Raw genomic sequence first — 16,463 nt, forward strand, 5'->3', positions numbered from 1 at the left:
GAGGCGCCCCCGGCCAGCTTGAGGTGGTAGCGGGCGGCGGCCTTGGTGCCGCGGCGGGCGGGGTTCACGGCCCGGCGGCGCCCCTGCACCACGTAGTCGTTGATGCCGTCTTTGAAGTACTCCTCGGGGCCGGCTTCCAGCTCGTAGAGCACGGTGCCGTTGGTGTCGTTGTCGCAGAACAGCAGCTCGCCCGGCTGCTCGCAGTAGAAGTGGTAGCGTCCCAGGTCGCGGTGCTCGGCCCGGATTTCGCCCGGCCCGGCGGCCTGCAGCTCGGGGCGGTAGCTGTCGTAGCCCCAGCTCCAGGTGTTGCGGAACCAGAGCTGCGGCAGCACGTCGAGGCGGGCGGTTTTGCGGCCGCGGTTGTGCACCGTCACGGTGATGAGCAGGTCATCGGGGCCGGCCTTGGCGTATTCCAGGAACACGTCGAAGTAACGCCCCTGGTCGAAGATGCCGGTGTCGAGCAGCTCGTATTCGGGTTCGTCGCGCCCGCGGCGGGCATTTTCCTGCAGCAGCTGCCGGTACGGAAACGCCCGCTGCGGGTACTTGTAGAGCATCTTCATGTAGGAGTGCGTGGGCGTGCTGTCGAGGTAGTAGTAGCACTCCTTCACGTCCTCGCCGTGGTTGCCCTGCCCGTTGGTGAGGCCAAACAGGCGCTCCTTCAGAAACGGATCAGCCCCGTTCCACAGCCCCAGGCCGAAGCACAGCAGCTGCTGGTCGTCCGAAATACCGCCGATGCCTTCTTCGCCCCAGCGGTAGGCGTAGCTGCGGGCCATGTTGTGCGACACGAAGTCCCAGGCGTTGCCGTGGGCGGAGTAGTCTTCCCGCACGGTGCCCCACTGGCGTTCCGTCAGGTAAGGCCCGAATTGCAGCCAGGCCGCGTCGCCTGATTTGGCGGCGGCTAAGCGTAGTTGTTCTTGCGTCATGAATGGTATGGCGAAGCCCGGGCCGGAGCCGGGGCCGAAGCGTAAGAGTTGAGAGAGGGCGCAAGGGCGAAGAAGTAGCGGGAAGGCGCATGCTCGGTTCCATCAGTTCGGGTGCCACTCGCGCAGGTTTTTTGGGCTTGTACGTAAGCTACCGCGCAGATTGTTAACCCGCTAAGTGGTTTTGAATCAGCCGCATCGGTGCGCAAACGTTTGCTAAGCGCCTAGCCGGGCCCGGCGGTCGGGCCACCAAAACCGAGCCAGCTGCCCGGTTACACGCTGGCTGGCGTCGGCCAACCGCCTTAGTCGCAGCTCCTAAGCCCGCGGAGCGGGCGGGGCTGTGCGGGGCGGGGCCAGCGGCAAGCGCCCCCGCCGGCTCCGTAGTTACCGCAGTCTAAAATAAGTGTTTTACTATTTATCCGGGTTGGAACTATACAGGGACGGAATATGCTTGTGGCTCCAAACATTTCCCCCACCCTATGCTTGATAACTACCTCGTCGCCACCGGCTTTTACCAGATTTCCTGGCCCGATGGCCCCGACGCCAAACCGGGCATCACTTTCGTGCGCCCTGGCGCCCGCGAATCCCTGCGGGTGTTCCTCTGCGCCGCCGCCCCGGAAATGGAAGTGTACACCGGCGACCTGCAGAACGGCCGCCTCGTGTACCGCGGCCCGGCCGAAGTAGTGGAGCAGCTGCGCAACCTGGCCGAACGACAGAACTAGCGGCCTACCTGATTCAACCAAAAAGCCCGTTTGCAAGCTGCAAACGGGCTTTTTTTATATCCTGGCAGACTAGTACTAGCGTTGCGCCTCACTTCCCTCTTCGAAAAGGGAAAGGGGCCAGGAGAAGCATTTAAGCTGCTCCTTATGCTGCCCGCGGGCTTTTCAGGCTCAGCTTAAGTTTACCGGCTGACAGCCGCACGCAGGGGCTGGGCCTTGGTTTCGCCTTCGGGCAGGAGTTCGGGCAAGGGCACCACCGTCACCACCACAAACTTGGAGGTGGGCGTGTTGCTCACGTCGGCCACGCTGGCCACGGGCACCAGCACGTTCATTTCGGGGTAGTAGGCGGCGCAGTTGCCGCGGGGCAGGTCGTAAGGAATGGCCACGAACCGCTCGGCGTGGCGCTGCTGCCCCTCGAAATGACTGGTAATGTTCACCAGCTGCCGCGGCTGAATGCCCCGGGCCTGCATGTCGTCGGGGTGCAGGAAGATGACGCGCCGCTCGCCGAACACGCCGCGGTACCGGTCGTTGTAGTCGTAGATAATGGTGTTGAACTGGTCGTGCGAGCGGATGCTGAAGAGCACCAGCTGATCCGGTAGCAGCTCGTGCTTTTTGAACTCGGTGACGGTGAAGTTGGCCCGGCCGTTGTCGGTGGTGAATTTCCGTTCCCGCGGGCCGTTGGGCAAATAGAAGCCGCCGGGCCGCCGCACCTTCTGGTTAAAGTCCTCGAAGCCCTGAATGGTGCGGGCAATATGGTCGCGGATGACGTCGTAATTCTCCATCATGGCCACCCAGTCGGTGGTGGTCCGCTCGCCCAGGGTGGCAATGGCCATGCCGCACACGATGGCCGTTTCGCTCAGTATCTGCCCTTCGATGGGCTGCAACACCCCGTGCGAGGCCTCGACTACGCCCATGGAGTTTTCGCAGGTTACGAACTGCTTGCCGTTGCGCTGGGTATCGATTTCGGCGCGCACCAGGCAGGGTAGCAGCAGCGAGGTGTCGCCCGTGACGAGGTGGCCGCGGTTGAGCTTGGGCGCCACGAACACCGTCAGCTCCTGCTTGCGCATGGCTTCGGCAATGAACTCGGTGTCGCTCATGGCCGAGAGAAAGTTGCCGCCCATGCTCACGAACACCTTCACGCGCCCGTCGTGCATGGCCTTGGCGGTTTCCACCGAGTCGAGGCCGTGCTCCCGCGGGGGCTGGAAGTCAAACTCGTTTTCCAGCGCGTCGAGAAACACCTTGCTCGGCCGCTCCCAGATGCCCATGCTTCGGTCGCCCTGCACGTTCGAGTGCCCACGCACCGGGCAGAGGCCCGCGCCCGGAATGCCGATGGCACCCTTCATCAGGTGCAGGTTCACGATTTCGCCGATGCTGTACACGGCGTTTTTCTGCTGGGTGAGGCCCATGGCCCAGCAGGTGATAATCTTCTTTTTCGGCCCGATGATGTTGGCCGCTTCCAGCAATTGGGCCCGCGGCACCCCGCTCATCTGCTCGATGTCCTCCCAGCTGGTGTTGTGCAGCTCGGTCAGAAACTCCTCATAATGGGCCCCGTACTCGCGGATGAAGTCGTGGTCGATGACTTGGCCGGGGTTGCGCTCCTCGGCCTCCAGCAGGTACTTCATGATGCCGCGCAGCACGGCCATGTCGCCGTTCACCTTCACCTGCAGCCAGAGGTCGGTGATTTGCGTGCCGTCGCCGAGCAGGGCGCCCAGGGCCCGCAGCGGGTTCATGAAGTCCTGGGGGTTGCGGAAGTGGTTCAGCCCGGCTTCCATTAGCGGGTTGATGCTGATGATCTGGGCCCCGTTGCGCTTGGCTTTCTGCAGGGCCGTGAGCATGCGCGGGTGGTTGGTGCCCGGGTTCTGCCCCATGATAAGGATGACCTCCGCCTCGTAGATGTCGTTGAGCGTCACCGAGCCCTTGCCCAGGCCCACGGTGTTGGTCAGGGCCGAGCCGCTGGACTCGTGGCACATGTTGGAGCAGTCGGGCAGGTTGTTGGTGCCGAACTCGCGCACGAACAGCTGGTAGGCGTAGGCCGGCTCGTTGGGCACCTTGCCCGAGGTGTAGAACGCCGCCTCGTCGGGCGACTTCAGCCCGTTGAGCTTCTCCCCGATCAGCCGGAAGGCTTCTTCCCATTCGATGGGCGCGTAGTGCGTGGCGCCGGGGCGCAGCACCAGCGGGTGGGTGATGCGGCCGGCGTTGTTCAGGTCGCGGTCGGTGAAGCGCGAGAGGTCGGCCACGCTGTGCTGGGCGAAGAAGTCCGGCCCGATGGTACGGTGGTCGGCATCCGAAGCCGTCGACTTGGCCCCGTTCTCGCAGAATTCGGCCACCGAGCGGTGGGTGTCGGGGTCGGGCCAGGCGCAGCTCGAGCAGTCGAAGCCGTCCATCTGGTTGAGCTTGAGCAGGGCCTGGGTGCCGCGGCCCAGGCCGGCTTCGCCCCAGCTGAACTCCATGCTCTTGATGACGGCCGTCAGGCCCGCGGCCACTTTGCTGGGCTTGGTGAGCGTGAGGCCGGTGAAGTCTTCGGGCGGCTGGGCCAGCACGGGGTATTTGTGCTTGGCCCCGAGCGTGTCGGGGGCTTGCATGGGGCGCTTGTCGGCGTCGGGCTTGCCGCCCGCGTCGTAGTGGTCGTTGGTGGGCGCGGCACCCTGGCTGGGCCGCTCGCCGCTGCGGGGCACGTTGCCGGCGGCGTGCTGCTCGTTGGTTTTGCCGGATTGGCTGGGGTCTTGGGCGGGCGACTTTTCCATGGCGGGAACCTCCTCGGCCTCTCTCCGCGGGGAGCCTGACGACTGCGGGAGGCTTTGGTATCGGTGGATGGGAATAAATGGCAGAAGTGGACAGCTGGGTCGGTGGCCGGCTAGGTGAGTCAGCAGACGTGTTACCGGCCACTTATCACCTATCACGGCCTGCCTAGTGCCGGCAGCCCAGGTCTTTCTCGACCAGTATACGCAGCTCCTGCCCGTCCGTCATGTCGACGGTGCCGGCCAGGCTGATTTCGGCGGGCTGCAGCCAGTCTTGGGCCAGGCCGGCGGGCACCAGCACGGAAAGGGCGCCGGGCGTGTACGCTACGCGCAGGGCCTGCGCGGCGGCGGTGGAGTCGTCGTCGGTGCGCTGCAAAGCGTAGGTGAGCTGGCCGTCGGGGCCGGGGGCCAGCGGCACCACGGCGGCCACGCGGCCGGCCTGGGCAAACTGCGCCACTTCCTCCTCGGAGAGGCGCAGGCGCAGGGTGTTGTCTTCGATGCGGAGTTTCATGGGCGGGGAAGGCCAAACGGCGCGCCAAGGTAGCGCGGCCCGGCGGGTCATACGATGCGCCAGGGGTGCGAGTAGATGTTGTAGCGCTGCTGGCGCACGAAGCCCAGCAGCGTCATGCCGAAATCCTGGGCGGCCTGCACGGCCAGGGAGCTGGGCGCGCCCACGGCGGCCAGCACGCCGATGCCGGCCACGGCCGCCTTCTGCACCAGCTCGAAAGAGGCCCGGCCGCTCACCAGCAGCACGTGCCGGTGCAGGGGCAGCTGCCCGTCGAGCAGGGCGGCGCCGATGAGCTTGTCGAGGGCGTTGTGCCGGCCCACGTCTTCGCGCAGCAGCAGCAGCTCCCCCGCGGGCGAAAACAGCGCGGCGGCGTGCAAGCCACCGGTCTGCTCGAACACGGCCTGCGCCTCCCGCTGCCGCTCGGGCAGCTCGTGAATCACGGCGGCCGGAATCAGCGGGCCCTCGGCGGGCAATACGGGGCAAGCAGCGGCGTGCACGGCCTCGATGCTGGTTTTGCCGCACACGCCGCAGCTGCTGCTGGTGTAGAAGTGGCGCTCCAGGCGGGGCAGGTCCAGCGGCAGGTCGGCGGCCAGCTCGGCGCGCACCACGTTGCCCTGCTCCTCGGGCTTTTGCACGTCGGGGCAGGGGCGCACGCCCAGCAGCTCTTCGCGCCGTCGGATCAGGCCCTCGGTGAGCAGAAAGCCGGCGGCCAGCTCTTCGTCGTGGCCGGGCGTGCGCATGGTCACGGCCAGGGTGCGGTGCGCCCGCTGCCCGCTCGGGCCGTAGCCCAAGCGGATTTCCAGCGGCTCCTCGGCGGCCAGCACGTCGTCGGCCGCGGTGCGGGCCTCTCCCACCACGCGCTGCACGCGGGCGTATTCGTAGCTGGTCGGCGGCAGAAAAACGGGAGCGGGCATGCGGGTATGAGAAAAAAAGGCTTCGGCAAACGAGCCGGCATCAGTGAATAGCTGCCAACGCGGCTAATTGTTCACGCGGCCGCCCTCGTGGCGGCTTACTTAAACAGGGCCAGGGCCTTGATGAATGTCTGCGTGATGCCCCAGAGCAGCGGCACGCCCACGTAGAGCCAGGCCAGGGCGACTTTCAGGTTGGAGCTCGGTTCGGCAGCGGGCGCCGGGGCAGCGGGTTGCGGTTCCATATCGTTGGGTCGGGTTAGCAGATCAGCAAGTGCGGCTAGTGGGCCGGGGCCGCCTCGGCTTCAGCCCGCGACACCGTCTCGTGCACGAAGTACCGGTCGTTGACGGCCCGGATGAGCGCATCGGCCAGGAAGCCGACCACCAGCAGCCCGGCCATGGTGTAAAACACGTTCTGGAAGGCCGCGGCGCCTTCCAGGTGCTTGGCCTTGGCGCTTTCGTGCAGGTAGTTGACCAGCAGCGGGCCCAGCACCCCGGCCGTGCTCCAGGCTGTGAGCACCCGGCCGTGGATGGCGCCTACCTCCTTTTTGCCGAACAGGTCGCTCAGAAAGGCCGGCATGGTGGCGAAGCCCCCGCCGTACATGCTCAGAATGACGCAGCAGGCCACCACGAACAAGGTCAGCGAGGCGTGGCGCCCGAGTGTGGGCAGCAGGGCGTATAGCACGATGCCCAACCCGAAATAAAGCAGGTAGATGCGCTTGCGCCCGATTTTGTCGGAGGCCGACGACCAGAAAAAGCGCCCCAGCAGGTTGAACAAGCTCAGCAGCCCCACGAAGCCGCCCGCCGCCGCGGCCGTGATGCCGCGGCCCGCGCCCAGCACCTGGTCGGAGAAGATTTCCTGAATCATGGGCGAGGCCGTTTCCAGGATGCCGATGCCGGCCGTCACGTTCATGCACAGCACCACCCACAGCAGCCAGAACTGCGGCGTGCGGATGGCCTGGCTGGCCAGCACGTTGCCGGTGGTTATCATCTCGTGGTGGTTGGCGGCGGGCACGTAGCCGGCCGGTTTCCAGCCCTCGGCCGGCACCCGGATGGTCCACACGCCCAGCTGCATAAACAGCAGGTAAATGACGCCCAGAGCAATGAACGTGGCCGCCACGCCGTGGTCGGTGGGCGTTTTGAAATGGCTCATCAGCGCCAGGGACAGCGGGGAGGCAATCATGGCGCCGCCGCCGAAGCCCATGATGGCCATGCCGGTGGCCACGCCCGGCCGGTCCGGAAACCACTTGATGAGCGTGCTCACCGGCGAGATGTAGCCGATGCCCAGCCCGATGCCGCCCACCACGCCGTAGCCGAAGTAGAGCAGCGGCAAGGAGTGCAGGTGCACGCCCCAGGAGCCGAGAAAAAAGCCGCCCGCGAAGCACAGGGCCGAAGTCAGCATGGCCTTGCGCGGCCCCACCCGCTCCAGCCAGGTGCCAAACACCGCCGCCGATAAGCCCAGCAGCACGATGGCAATGGAGAAAATCCAACCGACCTGCCCCGCCGTCCAGTCGCCGGGCGCGGGGTGGTCCACGTCGTGGCTGAGCAGCGACATCAGCGGATTCTTGAACACGCTAAAGGCGTAGGCCTGCCCGATAGCCAGGTGAATGGCCAGGGCGGCGGGCGGAATCAGCCAGCGGTTGAAACTAGGTTCCGCCACGGTGCGGCTGCGGTCCAGCAGGGAAGTTTCGGCCATGAAAAATGGTGGCGGTTGTGGGAGAAGGACGCGCTGCCGCGCCCAGGATTTGTTCTTGGGTACGCACCGCCGCCCGCCGCGTTGCCTGCTGTTTGCCGTAGCTGCTGATTAGCCAGGCAGACCGATGAAGGCTGGATGAATGAATTTAATAAGCAACGCATTTTGCCCTGATATTCAATATCTTATCACGAGCACAGCTATTAGCATTAGGTTACTCGTTGGTTACTACTGTGCCATTGTTCCGCCAAGGCGCGCCCAACCTTTCCGGGCGCCTAGGAGTTTGAGAGGCAGCCCGCCGCGCCTTGGTCGCAGGCCTTTCACCAGCTTTTCCGCCGTGCTTACTCCCGACGAACGCCACCGCTACCGCCGCCACCTCCAACTGCCCGAAATCGGCGAAGCAGGTCAGTTGAAGCTGCGCGCGGCCCGGGTGCTGGTGGTGGGCGCGGGCGGCCTGGGCTGCCCGGTGCTGCAGTACCTGGCCGCCGCCGGCGTGGGCACCCTCGGCATTGCCGACGCCGACCAAGTGGAACTCAGCAACCTGCAGCGCCAGATCCTCTACGGCCCCGCCGACCTCGGCCAGCCCAAAGCGGCCACCGCCGCCCGCGAGGTGCAGCGCCTCAACCCGCTGGTGCACCCCGAGGTGCACGCCCTGCGCGTCACGCCAGCCAATGCCCAGTCGCTGGTGGCGGCCTACGACCTCGTCGTCGACGCCACCGACAACTTTCCTACCCGCTACCTGCTCAACGACACCTGCGTGCTGCTCGGCAAGCCGCTGGTGTCGGGCGCCATCTACAAGTTCGAGGGGCAGGTGTCGGTGTTCAACTACCGCGGGGGGCCCTCCTACCGCTGCCTGTTTCCGGAGCCGCCCGGCCCCGCCGAAGCCCCCAACTGCGATACGACCGGCGTGCTGGGGGTGCTGCCCGGCCTCATCGGCACGGTGCAGGCGTCGGAAGCGCTGAAAGTGGTGCTCGATCTGGGAGAAGTGCTCAGCGGCCGCCTGTGGGTGCTCGACGCGCTGACCATGCAGACGCGCACCCTGCGCTTCGCTCGTCACCCCGAGCGCAGCCTAATCACAACGGCCACCGCCAACCCTGCCGACTACCAAGACCCCGGCTGCGCCGCCCCGCCCGCCGGCATCACGGCCGCCGAGCTGCGGGCGCGGCTGCAGTCCCCTGCCCCGCCCTTTTTGCTTGATGTGCGCGAACCGCACGAGTTTGCAGCCCAGCACCTGCCCGGCGCCCTGCTGCTGCCGCTGGGCCAGCTGGCCGCGGGGGTAGCCGCCGTGCCGCGCGAGCAGCCGGTGGTGGTGTACTGCCGCTCCGGAGCCCGCAGCGCCCGCGCCATTCAGCAGCTGCAGGCCGAATTCGGCTTTACCAACCTGCACAACCTCGAAGGCGGCATCCTGGCCTGGGCCGAAGCCTGAGCCCGCCACCCAGCTGATTTCGGGCGCGTCGGGCTGCTGCGTAGCGGAACCGCTGCCCGAAATCAGCCGGGGGCACCAACCTACGTGGCGCCCCCGGCCGTATGCCTGGGCGGCTCACCTGTTCCTCGCGGGCCAAAAGCCTGCGTTATTTTCAGGCGCCGGAAATGCCCGCGTTGCGCGCAAACCCGCCGCCACCCCTCCTGCTTCATGCCCGAAACTGCTTCCCCGCCCGTGCGCCCCCGCCTCCGCTTCGACCGCAACGAGCTGGCCGGCGCCTTCGGCGACCTGGGCACCGACCTGCCCCTGCTCATCGGCATCATCGCCGCCTCCGACGTCGACGCGGCCGGGGTACTCATCATGTTCGGGCTGATGCAGGTGTTTTCGGGGCTGTGGTACGGGCTACCCATGCCGGTGCAGCCGCTCAAAGCCTTTGCTGCGCTGGTCATTGCCCAGAAGCTGCCCGGCCGGCTCATTTTCGGCGGCGGGCTGGCCATTGGCGTGAGCATGCTGCTGCTGACGGTAACCGGCCTCATCGATGCGCTGGCGCGCCTGGTGCCCAAGCCGGTGGTGCGCGGCATTCAGCTGGGGCTGGCCCTGCAGCTCTCGACTTTGGCCCTGAAAGAGTATGTGCCCGCCGATGGGCTAGGCGGCTACGCCTTGGCGGCCGCGGCGTTTCTGATTACGGTGGTCCTGCTCGGCAACCGCCGCGTGCCCGCGGCCCTGCTGGTCATTGCCTTGGGCGTGGCCTACGGCCTGACATTCAAGCTGGACCTGGCCACCGCCCAGCGCGCCCTCGGCCTGCACCTGCCCGCCCCGCGCGTGCCCGCCTGGCCCGACGTGCTGGCCGGCGCCGTGCTGCTGGCCCTGCCGCAGATTCCCCTCTCGCTCGGCAATTCCATCCTGGCTACCCGGCAGGTGCTGCACGACCATTTCCCGGAGCGCCGCATCACCGTGCGCCAGATCAGCTTTACCTACGCCCTGATGAACTTGGTGAACCCGCTGCTGGGCGGTTTTCCGGTGTGCCACGGCTCGGGCGGACTGGCCGGGCACTACGCCTTCGGGGCGCGCACGGGCGGCTCGGTGCTGCTCTACGGCGGACTGTTTCTGGTGCTGGGGCTGTTTTTCAGCCAGGGCTTTCAGCAAGTCGTGCAAATATTCCCGCTGCCGGTGTTGGGCGTGCTGCTGCTCTTCGAAGCCCTAACTCTGGCCGTCTTGCTGCGCGACGTGGCCGACTCCCGCGCCAGCCTGCTGGTCGTGGTGCTGGTGGGCCTGCTGTGCTGGGGCCTGCCCTACGGCTACCTGGTGGGCCTGACAGTGGGCACGGCGGTGTACTACGCCATGCAGCGCGGCTGGGTGGGCTTGGGCAAATAGCGGCTTTTCTTCGTGCCGCACTGACCTAAACGGGTGTCCGCAACGCGCAACTGCCCACCGCCGCGGCTCGGGGGCCGCGGCGGTGGGCAGGCAAATACAGGCGCACAGGCTTAAACCGGCTGGGCCGGGCTGGTGTCGGCGCTAGGGGCCGGGGCGGCCGTGGGCGCCGCGGCGTGGTAGCGGATGTGGCGCCCCAGGCACTGGGCCACGTCGGTAGCTAGCTGCTCGGGGGTGGAGTTGACGGCGTAAATCGTCTGGCCGGCGCGGCGCAGCATCAGCTGGGCGGCGGTGCCGTGTTCCGGCGACACCCGGGCGGCCACCACCAGCGCGTGCGTATCGGGCCAGGAGGCTTCGAAGGCCAGGGCGGTGCCCTCCCAGGGCGCCTTCACCGGCCGCACGCTCAGCGGACGAAACGATTTGACTTCCTCAAAGGCCGTCAGCAGCGGATTGCTCAACACGGCAAGCTCCGCGGGGGCGGCTTCGGCGGCCGCTGCGTGGAGCGCGGCCGCAAACTCATGGACGGTTGGAATGGGCATGGCAAACGGACAGAAAGGTGACGCTTCCGCAAAATGCGGATTTTTTCGTTTTCAACGGCCCCGGACCTCGGCTATTGCCCGGCCAGCAGCTCGCCCAGCACCTGCTGGTAGCGCGCATTATCGGTCATGCCGTTGTGCCCCGCGCCTGGCAGCTCGATTAGCCGGTCGGTGGGCTTGAGCAGGGCCCGCAGCCGCCGCGACGAGCCTGGGTAAATGACCTCGTCTTGGTCGCCGTGGAAGAGCACAACCGGCGCCTGCACGCGGGGCAGCACCTCGTAGGTCCGCAGCGGGTAGCGCACCAGAAAGCCCGGCACCCAGGGGTAATGGCTGCGGGCCATGTCCTGCATGCTGTAATACGGCGCTTGCAGGATGAGCAGGCGCGGCCGGTGCCGGGCCGCCAGCCAGGCCGCGGGGCCGGTGCCGAGCGAGTAGCCGAGCACCACGGTGCTGTCGGCGGCGTAGGTGGTCAGGAGCTGCTGGTAGGCCGCTTCCACGTCGGTGAGCAGCTGCGGTTCGCTGCTGAGGCGGCCCTCGCTCTTGCCGTAGCCGCGGTAATCGAGCAGGAACACGTCGTAGCCCAGGTCGGTGTAAAGCGCCGCCACCTCGCCCCAGCTGTCGAGGGCGCCGCCGTTGCCGTGCAGGTAAAATACCACGCCCCGGCGGCGCTGGGGAGTGTGAAACAACAGGCCGTGCAGGCGCGTGCCGTCGGGGGCCGTGGTCCACCGCTCTTCCCAGCGCCCCGGAAAGCGGAAGCGGTAATCGGCCGGCAGCCGGTCGGGGAAGAACAGCAGGCGCTCCTGCTGAAAGTAGAGCAGCAGGCACAGGAGCACGTATAGGCTCAGCCCCAGGCCGAGCAGGATGAGCAGGAATTTCATGCGCGACGCCGGCAGGCAATCAGCCGGCCCGGCAAGCTACGCATCAGGGGCCACCGCCACGCGGCGTTACCCCCCAATCGTCGACATCGACTCGAAGCTGAGCTGGTGCAGGGGGCGGCGCTGCTCGGCCTCGAAGCCGTTGGCAGCGCGGTGGTAAAAGGCTTGGCGCAGGGCCGCACGCACCTCCTCGTCGGCGGCCCCGCCGCGCAGCAGGGCCCGCAAATCCAGCCCGCCCTGGTCGTAGAGGCAGGTTTTGACCGCGCCCTCGGCCGTGAGGCGGATGCGGTTGCAGCTGCCGCAGAACGTGCGCGAATACGCCGCAATGATGCCCAGCCGGCCCGCGTGGCCCGCCACGGTGTAGTGCGAGGCCGTGTCGCCGGGGCGGGCGGGCTCGGGCCGAAGCGCGCCGAAGTGCTGCTCCAGGTGCTCCCGGATGCGGCGGTGGTGCCAGGGCAGCGTGGCGGGCGTGGCCTCGTGCGAGCCGCCGTTGAAGGGCATTTCCTCGATAAAGCGCACGTCCACCGGCAGCGTGCGCGTCAATGCGGCCAGGGGCACCAGGTCCTCGGTGTTCTGCCCGTCCATTACCACGGCGTTGATTTTGACGCGGATGCCGGCCGCCAGCAGGCCGTAGAGCGTGTCGAGCACCCGGAGCAGCTCGTCGCGGCGGGTGATGCGCTCGAACCGGGCGCGGTCGAGCGTGTCGAGGCTGAGGTTGACGGCGCGCACGCCCAAGCGGGCCAGGGCGGGCACGTGCGGGGCGGTCAGCACGCCGTTGGTGGTCAGCGTCAGCTCGGTGATGCCGGGAATCAGGCTCAGGCGCTCCATGAAGGGCACCAGCTCGCGGCGCACGAACGGCTCCCCGCCCGTCAGGCGCACCTTGCGCACGCCCAGGCCGGCCATGATGCCCACCAGCCGCTCCATCTCCTCGTAGCTGAGCAGCTGCTGTTTGGGCACGTACTCGATGCCCTCGGCGGGCATGCAGTAAAAGCAGCGCAGGTTGCAGCGGTCCGTCACGGCCAGGCGCAGGTACTCCAGCGGCCGGCCGTGGCTGTCGAACAAAGCAGACGGAACGGTATCAATCATGTCAGCGAAAAAGGGCGCCGCCGGGACGACGGCCGCGTGCTCCCAACAACGGCGCGGCGGCAATTGTGTTCGATTTCGGCAAATTTCGCAACCCAACCCGTTGCTTTTCCGGTTAAGGCCCCATGAAGTTAACCATTGCCCTCTTCGGCATCACCCGCGACATCGTCGGCCGCCCCGCGCTGGAGCTGACCGTGCCCGCAGGCCAGTCGGTGCAGCAGCTACTGGCCGAGCTGCACCAGTCTTTCCCCGCCCTGGGCCAGCTGCGCAGCCTCGCCGTGGCCGTCAACAACGAGTACGCCCAACCCGAAACCGAGCTGCAGGAGCGCGACGAAATTGCGCTGATTCCGCCCGTCAGCGGCGGCTAGGGCTTGAATTACTGATTAAAAAATGGAGCATTAACAATTGGCCTGTTTCGCACCGTTTGCGGAGCCAGGGCTGATGTCGCCCCCTCATTTTTAATTGTTAATTCTCCGTTTTTCATCTACTCCAATGCTCATCGAACTCACCGACCGGCCCATCGACGTGGCCGCCGTGCTCCAGGCCGTGCAGGCCGACGGCGCCGGGGCGGTCAACTCCTTCATCGGCACCATCCGCAACCGCAGCACCGGCCGCCGCGTGGTGCGCCTGCACTACGAGGCCTACGACCAAATGGCCGTGCACCAGCTGCGCAAGGTGGCCGAACAGGCCGTAGCGAAGTGGCCCATGCTGCAGCAGGTAGCCGTGGTGCACCGCAAAGGCACTTTGGAAATCGGCGACGTGGCCGTGGTGGTGGCCGTGTCGACCCCGCACCGCGCCGAGTCGTTTGCCGCCTGCCAGTACATCATCGACACGCTGAAAGAGGTCGTGCCCATCTGGAAAAAGGAGGAGTACGAGGACGGCACCGTGTGGGTGGCGGCGCACCCCTGAGCCCCTGCGCCTACCGGCGCCCGCCCGGGAGTAGCTACGCGAAAGGACGCCAGAAGCAACGCTTTCCGGACGGCGTCCACCGTGCGGGCTCGGAAATTACACCCCGCAGCTGGGCTCTGTTACGACCACGTGGCGGTAGCGCGACTTGCCGCCAGCCACAACCGCGGCCGAATCGGGCGCGGCCACGTCGGTGGGGCGGGCGTGAATGGGGTCTTGGGAGTGGGTGAGCATGCCTCCGGCCCGGCCCTGGCGCACGGCCTGAATTTCGGCCACGATGGACAAGGCTATTTCCTCCGGCGTTTCGGCCCCGAGGTTCAGCCCGATGGGGCTGTAGAGGCGGCCCTGCAGGCGGGCTTCGGCGTCGGGCACCGTTTCGGTCAGCTCTTCGAGCAGGCGGGCGGCCTTCTGGCGCGGGCCCAGCAGGCCGATGTACGGCGTTGGCGCGGCGAGCAGGTGCTGGAGCACGGCCAGGTCGTAAGCGTAATTGTGGGTGAGCAGCACGGCGTAATCGGCGCTGAGCGGCAGCGCGGGCACTTCGCCCAGCGGCACCACCTGCACCGCGGCCGCGTCGGCGAAGCGCTCCAAGGCGGCTTGGCGGGGCCGCCCGTCGACGACCGTGACGTGCCAGCCCAGCGAGGCGGCCAGCCGCACCAAGGGCTGAGCGTCGTTGCCGGCGCCGTACACCGCCAGGCGCAAGGGCGGGCGCAACACCTCCAAGAACACGCGCACGGTGCCGCCATCGGGGGCCGCGTACTCGCGGATCATCGACTGGTCCTGGGCCAGGGCCTGGGTGGCGTCGCGGTGAATCTGAGCGGTCAGGGTCAGGTTGTCGAGAACCGAGCCGCGCACCTGCCCGCCCTGGGGCATCAGCAGCAGGCGCTGGCCCAGGGCGGCCACGGCCTGGCCGGCGGCGCAGCGGAAGACGGTGGCCAGCACGGCGGGCTCGGGGTGGCGGGCAAAGCCGCGCAGCAGCTCCAGCGGGTTGTCGGGGTCGTGAAAATCCAACGGCTCGAGCAGGATGCGCACCACGCCCTGGCAGCCGGGTCCCAAGCCGTGGCGCGGGTCGTCTTCGTCGGAGGTGTCGTAGGTGACCAGCGCGGGCTGCCGACGCGCCAAGGCCTGCCGGGCGCGCTGCTTGGCGTCGCCCTCGAGGCAGCCGCCGCTGATGGCGCCGGTGAGCTGCCCGTCGTCGGTGACGAGCATGCGGGCGCCGGGGCGGCGGTAGGCCGAGCCCTGCACCTCCACCACCGTGGCCAGGGCGCAGGCGCGGCCGGCAGCGCGGTAGTCATCGTAGGCGAAGAGCAGGCGTTGGAGTTCGGTCATGAGGAAGCAGGTGGCGCGGCAACGAGGCCGTGGGCAGTACGCGCGGGTGCCGCCGCTGGTTTTGACGGGTGGAACGGCGGAATGCCCGGCCACTCGGGCGCAGGTCCCTGGCATTATTAACCGCGCAGCGCAAAAAGTGGTTGCTGCCGCAGCAGTAGGCGGCGGTTAGCGTCAGCGGCCCGGCGGAAGGCCAAGTCCCCCGACCAGCTGTGCGGCTGAAAGCTGCGGCACCGCGGCCTGCGGCATCATGCAGAACCCCAGACCAGCGCAAGCACCCCCGAATGCGCTACTCAACAACGCGACTAGAATTCTGCCTGATGTCACAAGCAGCGGGCTACAGGTCGGGTTCAGTGCGCCCATCCGCGCCGCCGCGCCGGAAAACCTAGAGCTAATCCATGAAGCGCGGTGGGGCTTTCTTCTCTCATTTAAAAACCCTATATTATCTAGGCTATAGTCAATTACACAAGCAGTTTACTTGCTGAAAGGCTGCGCAGATCTAAGCCCTAAATCCGCGCTTAGACCATCCATTGGCCTTTACTACTCGTCCCCGCCGCTTTTCGTCTCCGCCCTCTTTCCCAACCAACTCCCAACGCTATGAACGCCGAACTCGAAACCATCCGCGAGCAGCAGAAAGCCACCTGGAACAAGTTTTCCGGCGGGTGGCGCAAGTGGGACGACTTCACCATGAACTGGCTGCGGCCCATGGGTGAAGAAATTATCCGCTCCTTGCACATCAAGCCCACCGACCTGGTGCTCGACGTGGCCGCCGGCACCGGGGAGCCGGGCCTGAGCATTGCCTCGCTGGCCAAGGACGGCAAAGTCGTCATGACCGATCTGGCCGAAGACATGCTAGCCGTGGCGCGCGACAAAGCCGCGGCCCGCGGCATCGATAACTACGAAACGGTGGTCTGCGACGTGTGCGCGCTGCCCTTCCCCGACGACACCTTCAACGCGGTCAGCTGCCGCTTCGGCTTCATGTTTTTCCCCGACCTGCTGCTGGCCGCCCAGGAAATGCGCCGCGTGCTCAAGCCCGGGGGCCGGCTGGCCGCATCGGTGTGGAGCGTGCCCGCCCAGAACGCCTGGATTACGACCATCATGAGCACCATCAGCCGGCACCTGCAGCTGCCCACGCCTCCGGCCGGGGCGCCGGGCATGTTTCGCTGCGGCAGCCCGGGCGTCCTCACCGGCTTGCTGGAGCAGGCCGGCTTCCGCCACGTGCGCGACACCCAGCTCACCGGCCAGCTACGCTGCGGCAGCAAAGAGGCCTACTGGCAGTTTATGAACGAGGTGGCCGCGCCGGTGGTGGCGGCCATGAGCCAGGCCGACGCGGCCACGCAGGAACAAATTCGCGCGGAGGTCTTCGCCCGCATCGACGAGCAGTGCACCGACGGCTCGGCAACGCTGGCCTACGGCACGGTGGTGGCCTACGGCGAGAAGTAACGCCCGCCGCGGGTTGG

General features: G+C 67.1%; 15 protein-coding genes and 1 pseudogene. 6 read left to right on the plus strand and 10 right to left on the minus strand.

Translation table 11 applies throughout. The annotated features are described in order from the left end of the window. Positions 1-923, minus strand: a pseudogene (locus tag LJ737_RS21250) (MGH1-like glycoside hydrolase domain-containing protein); the annotation flags it as partial. 476 nt (positions 924-1,399) lie between these two features. Here LJ737_RS21250 and LJ737_RS21255 point away from each other — a divergent pair. Further along, a complete protein-coding gene (locus LJ737_RS21255) occupies positions 1,400-1,642 on the plus strand; it encodes a hypothetical protein (RefSeq protein WP_227768772.1) in 243 nt (80 codons plus the stop codon). A gap of 179 nt (positions 1,643-1,821) precedes the next feature. Here LJ737_RS21255 and LJ737_RS21260 read toward each other — a convergent pair whose 3' ends face one another. From LJ737_RS21260 to LJ737_RS21280, 5 genes are all read right to left on the minus strand, one after another. Then, positions 1,822-4,383 carry an FdhF/YdeP family oxidoreductase gene (locus LJ737_RS21260; RefSeq protein WP_227768773.1) on the minus strand — a complete coding sequence of 854 codons (2,562 nt, stop codon included), beginning with the start codon at positions 4,381-4,383 and terminating at the stop codon, positions 1,822-1,824. Positions 4,384-4,546: 163 nt separating this feature from the next. Beyond that, positions 4,547-4,888: a DUF7009 family protein gene (locus LJ737_RS21265; protein WP_227768774.1), complete on the minus strand. Its 342-nt coding sequence runs from the start codon at positions 4,886-4,888 to the stop codon at positions 4,547-4,549. A gap of 47 nt (positions 4,889-4,935) precedes the next feature. Beyond that, on the minus strand, positions 4,936-5,799 hold the full coding sequence (gene fdhD / locus LJ737_RS21270; RefSeq protein ID WP_227768775.1) for a formate dehydrogenase accessory sulfurtransferase FdhD: 864 nt from the start codon (positions 5,797-5,799) through the stop codon (positions 4,936-4,938). A 95-nt stretch (positions 5,800-5,894) separates the two neighbouring features. Then, positions 5,895-6,038 carry an MFS transporter small subunit gene (locus tag LJ737_RS21275; protein ID WP_227768776.1) on the minus strand — a complete coding sequence of 48 codons (144 nt, stop codon included), beginning with the start codon at positions 6,036-6,038 and terminating at the stop codon, positions 5,895-5,897. 35 nt (positions 6,039-6,073) lie between these two features. Then, positions 6,074-7,489, minus strand: coding sequence for an L-lactate MFS transporter (locus tag LJ737_RS21280; RefSeq protein WP_227768777.1), 1,416 nt, complete (start codon positions 7,487-7,489; stop codon positions 6,074-6,076). A 334-nt stretch (positions 7,490-7,823) separates the two neighbouring features. Here LJ737_RS21280 and moeB point away from each other — a divergent pair, with 334 nt between their 5' ends. Then, on the plus strand, positions 7,824-8,912 hold the full coding sequence (gene moeB / locus LJ737_RS21285) for a molybdopterin-synthase adenylyltransferase MoeB (protein WP_227768778.1): 1,089 nt from the start codon (positions 7,824-7,826) through the stop codon (positions 8,910-8,912). A gap of 207 nt (positions 8,913-9,119) precedes the next feature. Next, on the plus strand, positions 9,120-10,283 hold the full coding sequence (locus LJ737_RS21290) for a putative sulfate/molybdate transporter (RefSeq protein ID WP_227768779.1): 1,164 nt from the start codon (positions 9,120-9,122) through the stop codon (positions 10,281-10,283). 110 nt (positions 10,284-10,393) lie between these two features. On the opposite strand, the gene LJ737_RS21295 is transcribed toward LJ737_RS21290, so the two are convergent. The 3 genes from LJ737_RS21295 to moaA form a co-directional block, all read right to left on the minus strand. Then, the gene (locus LJ737_RS21295; RefSeq protein WP_227768780.1) at positions 10,394-10,819 is read right to left on the minus strand and encodes a hypothetical protein; all 426 of its coding nucleotides are present in this window, start codon (positions 10,817-10,819) and stop codon (positions 10,394-10,396) included. Between the two features lie 71 nt (positions 10,820-10,890). Continuing rightward, complete coding sequence (locus LJ737_RS21300; protein WP_227768781.1) at positions 10,891-11,694, minus strand: alpha/beta hydrolase; 804 nt, start codon at positions 11,692-11,694, stop codon at positions 10,891-10,893. A 66-nt stretch (positions 11,695-11,760) separates the two neighbouring features. After that, positions 11,761-12,777 carry a GTP 3',8-cyclase MoaA gene (gene moaA / locus LJ737_RS21305; RefSeq protein WP_227768782.1) on the minus strand — a complete coding sequence of 339 codons (1,017 nt, stop codon included), beginning with the start codon at positions 12,775-12,777 and terminating at the stop codon, positions 11,761-11,763. Positions 12,778-12,899: 122 nt separating this feature from the next. Between moaA and moaD the strand changes: the two genes are divergently transcribed. Next, on the plus strand, positions 12,900-13,142 hold the full coding sequence (moaD, locus tag LJ737_RS21310; RefSeq protein ID WP_227768783.1) for a molybdopterin converting factor subunit 1: 243 nt from the start codon (positions 12,900-12,902) through the stop codon (positions 13,140-13,142). Between the two features lie 124 nt (positions 13,143-13,266). Beyond that, positions 13,267-13,683: a molybdenum cofactor biosynthesis protein MoaE gene (locus tag LJ737_RS21315; RefSeq protein WP_227768784.1), complete on the plus strand. Its 417-nt coding sequence runs from the start codon at positions 13,267-13,269 to the stop codon at positions 13,681-13,683. A gap of 96 nt (positions 13,684-13,779) precedes the next feature. Here the strand turns inward: LJ737_RS21315 and LJ737_RS21320 are convergent, their stop codons facing one another. After that, positions 13,780-15,006, minus strand: a complete 1,227-nt coding sequence (locus tag LJ737_RS21320) for an XdhC family protein (RefSeq protein ID WP_227768785.1) — start codon at positions 15,004-15,006, stop codon at positions 13,780-13,782. 594 nt (positions 15,007-15,600) lie between these two features. Here LJ737_RS21320 and LJ737_RS21325 point away from each other — a divergent pair. After that, the gene (locus LJ737_RS21325; protein WP_227768786.1) at positions 15,601-16,446 is read left to right on the plus strand and encodes a class I SAM-dependent methyltransferase; all 846 of its coding nucleotides are present in this window, start codon (positions 15,601-15,603) and stop codon (positions 16,444-16,446) included. The last annotated feature ends 17 nt before the right edge of the window (positions 16,447-16,463 follow it).

The organism is Hymenobacter sp. 15J16-1T3B, assembly GCF_020711235.1.
GTDB lineage: Bacteria > Bacteroidota > Bacteroidia > Cytophagales > Hymenobacteraceae > Solirubrum.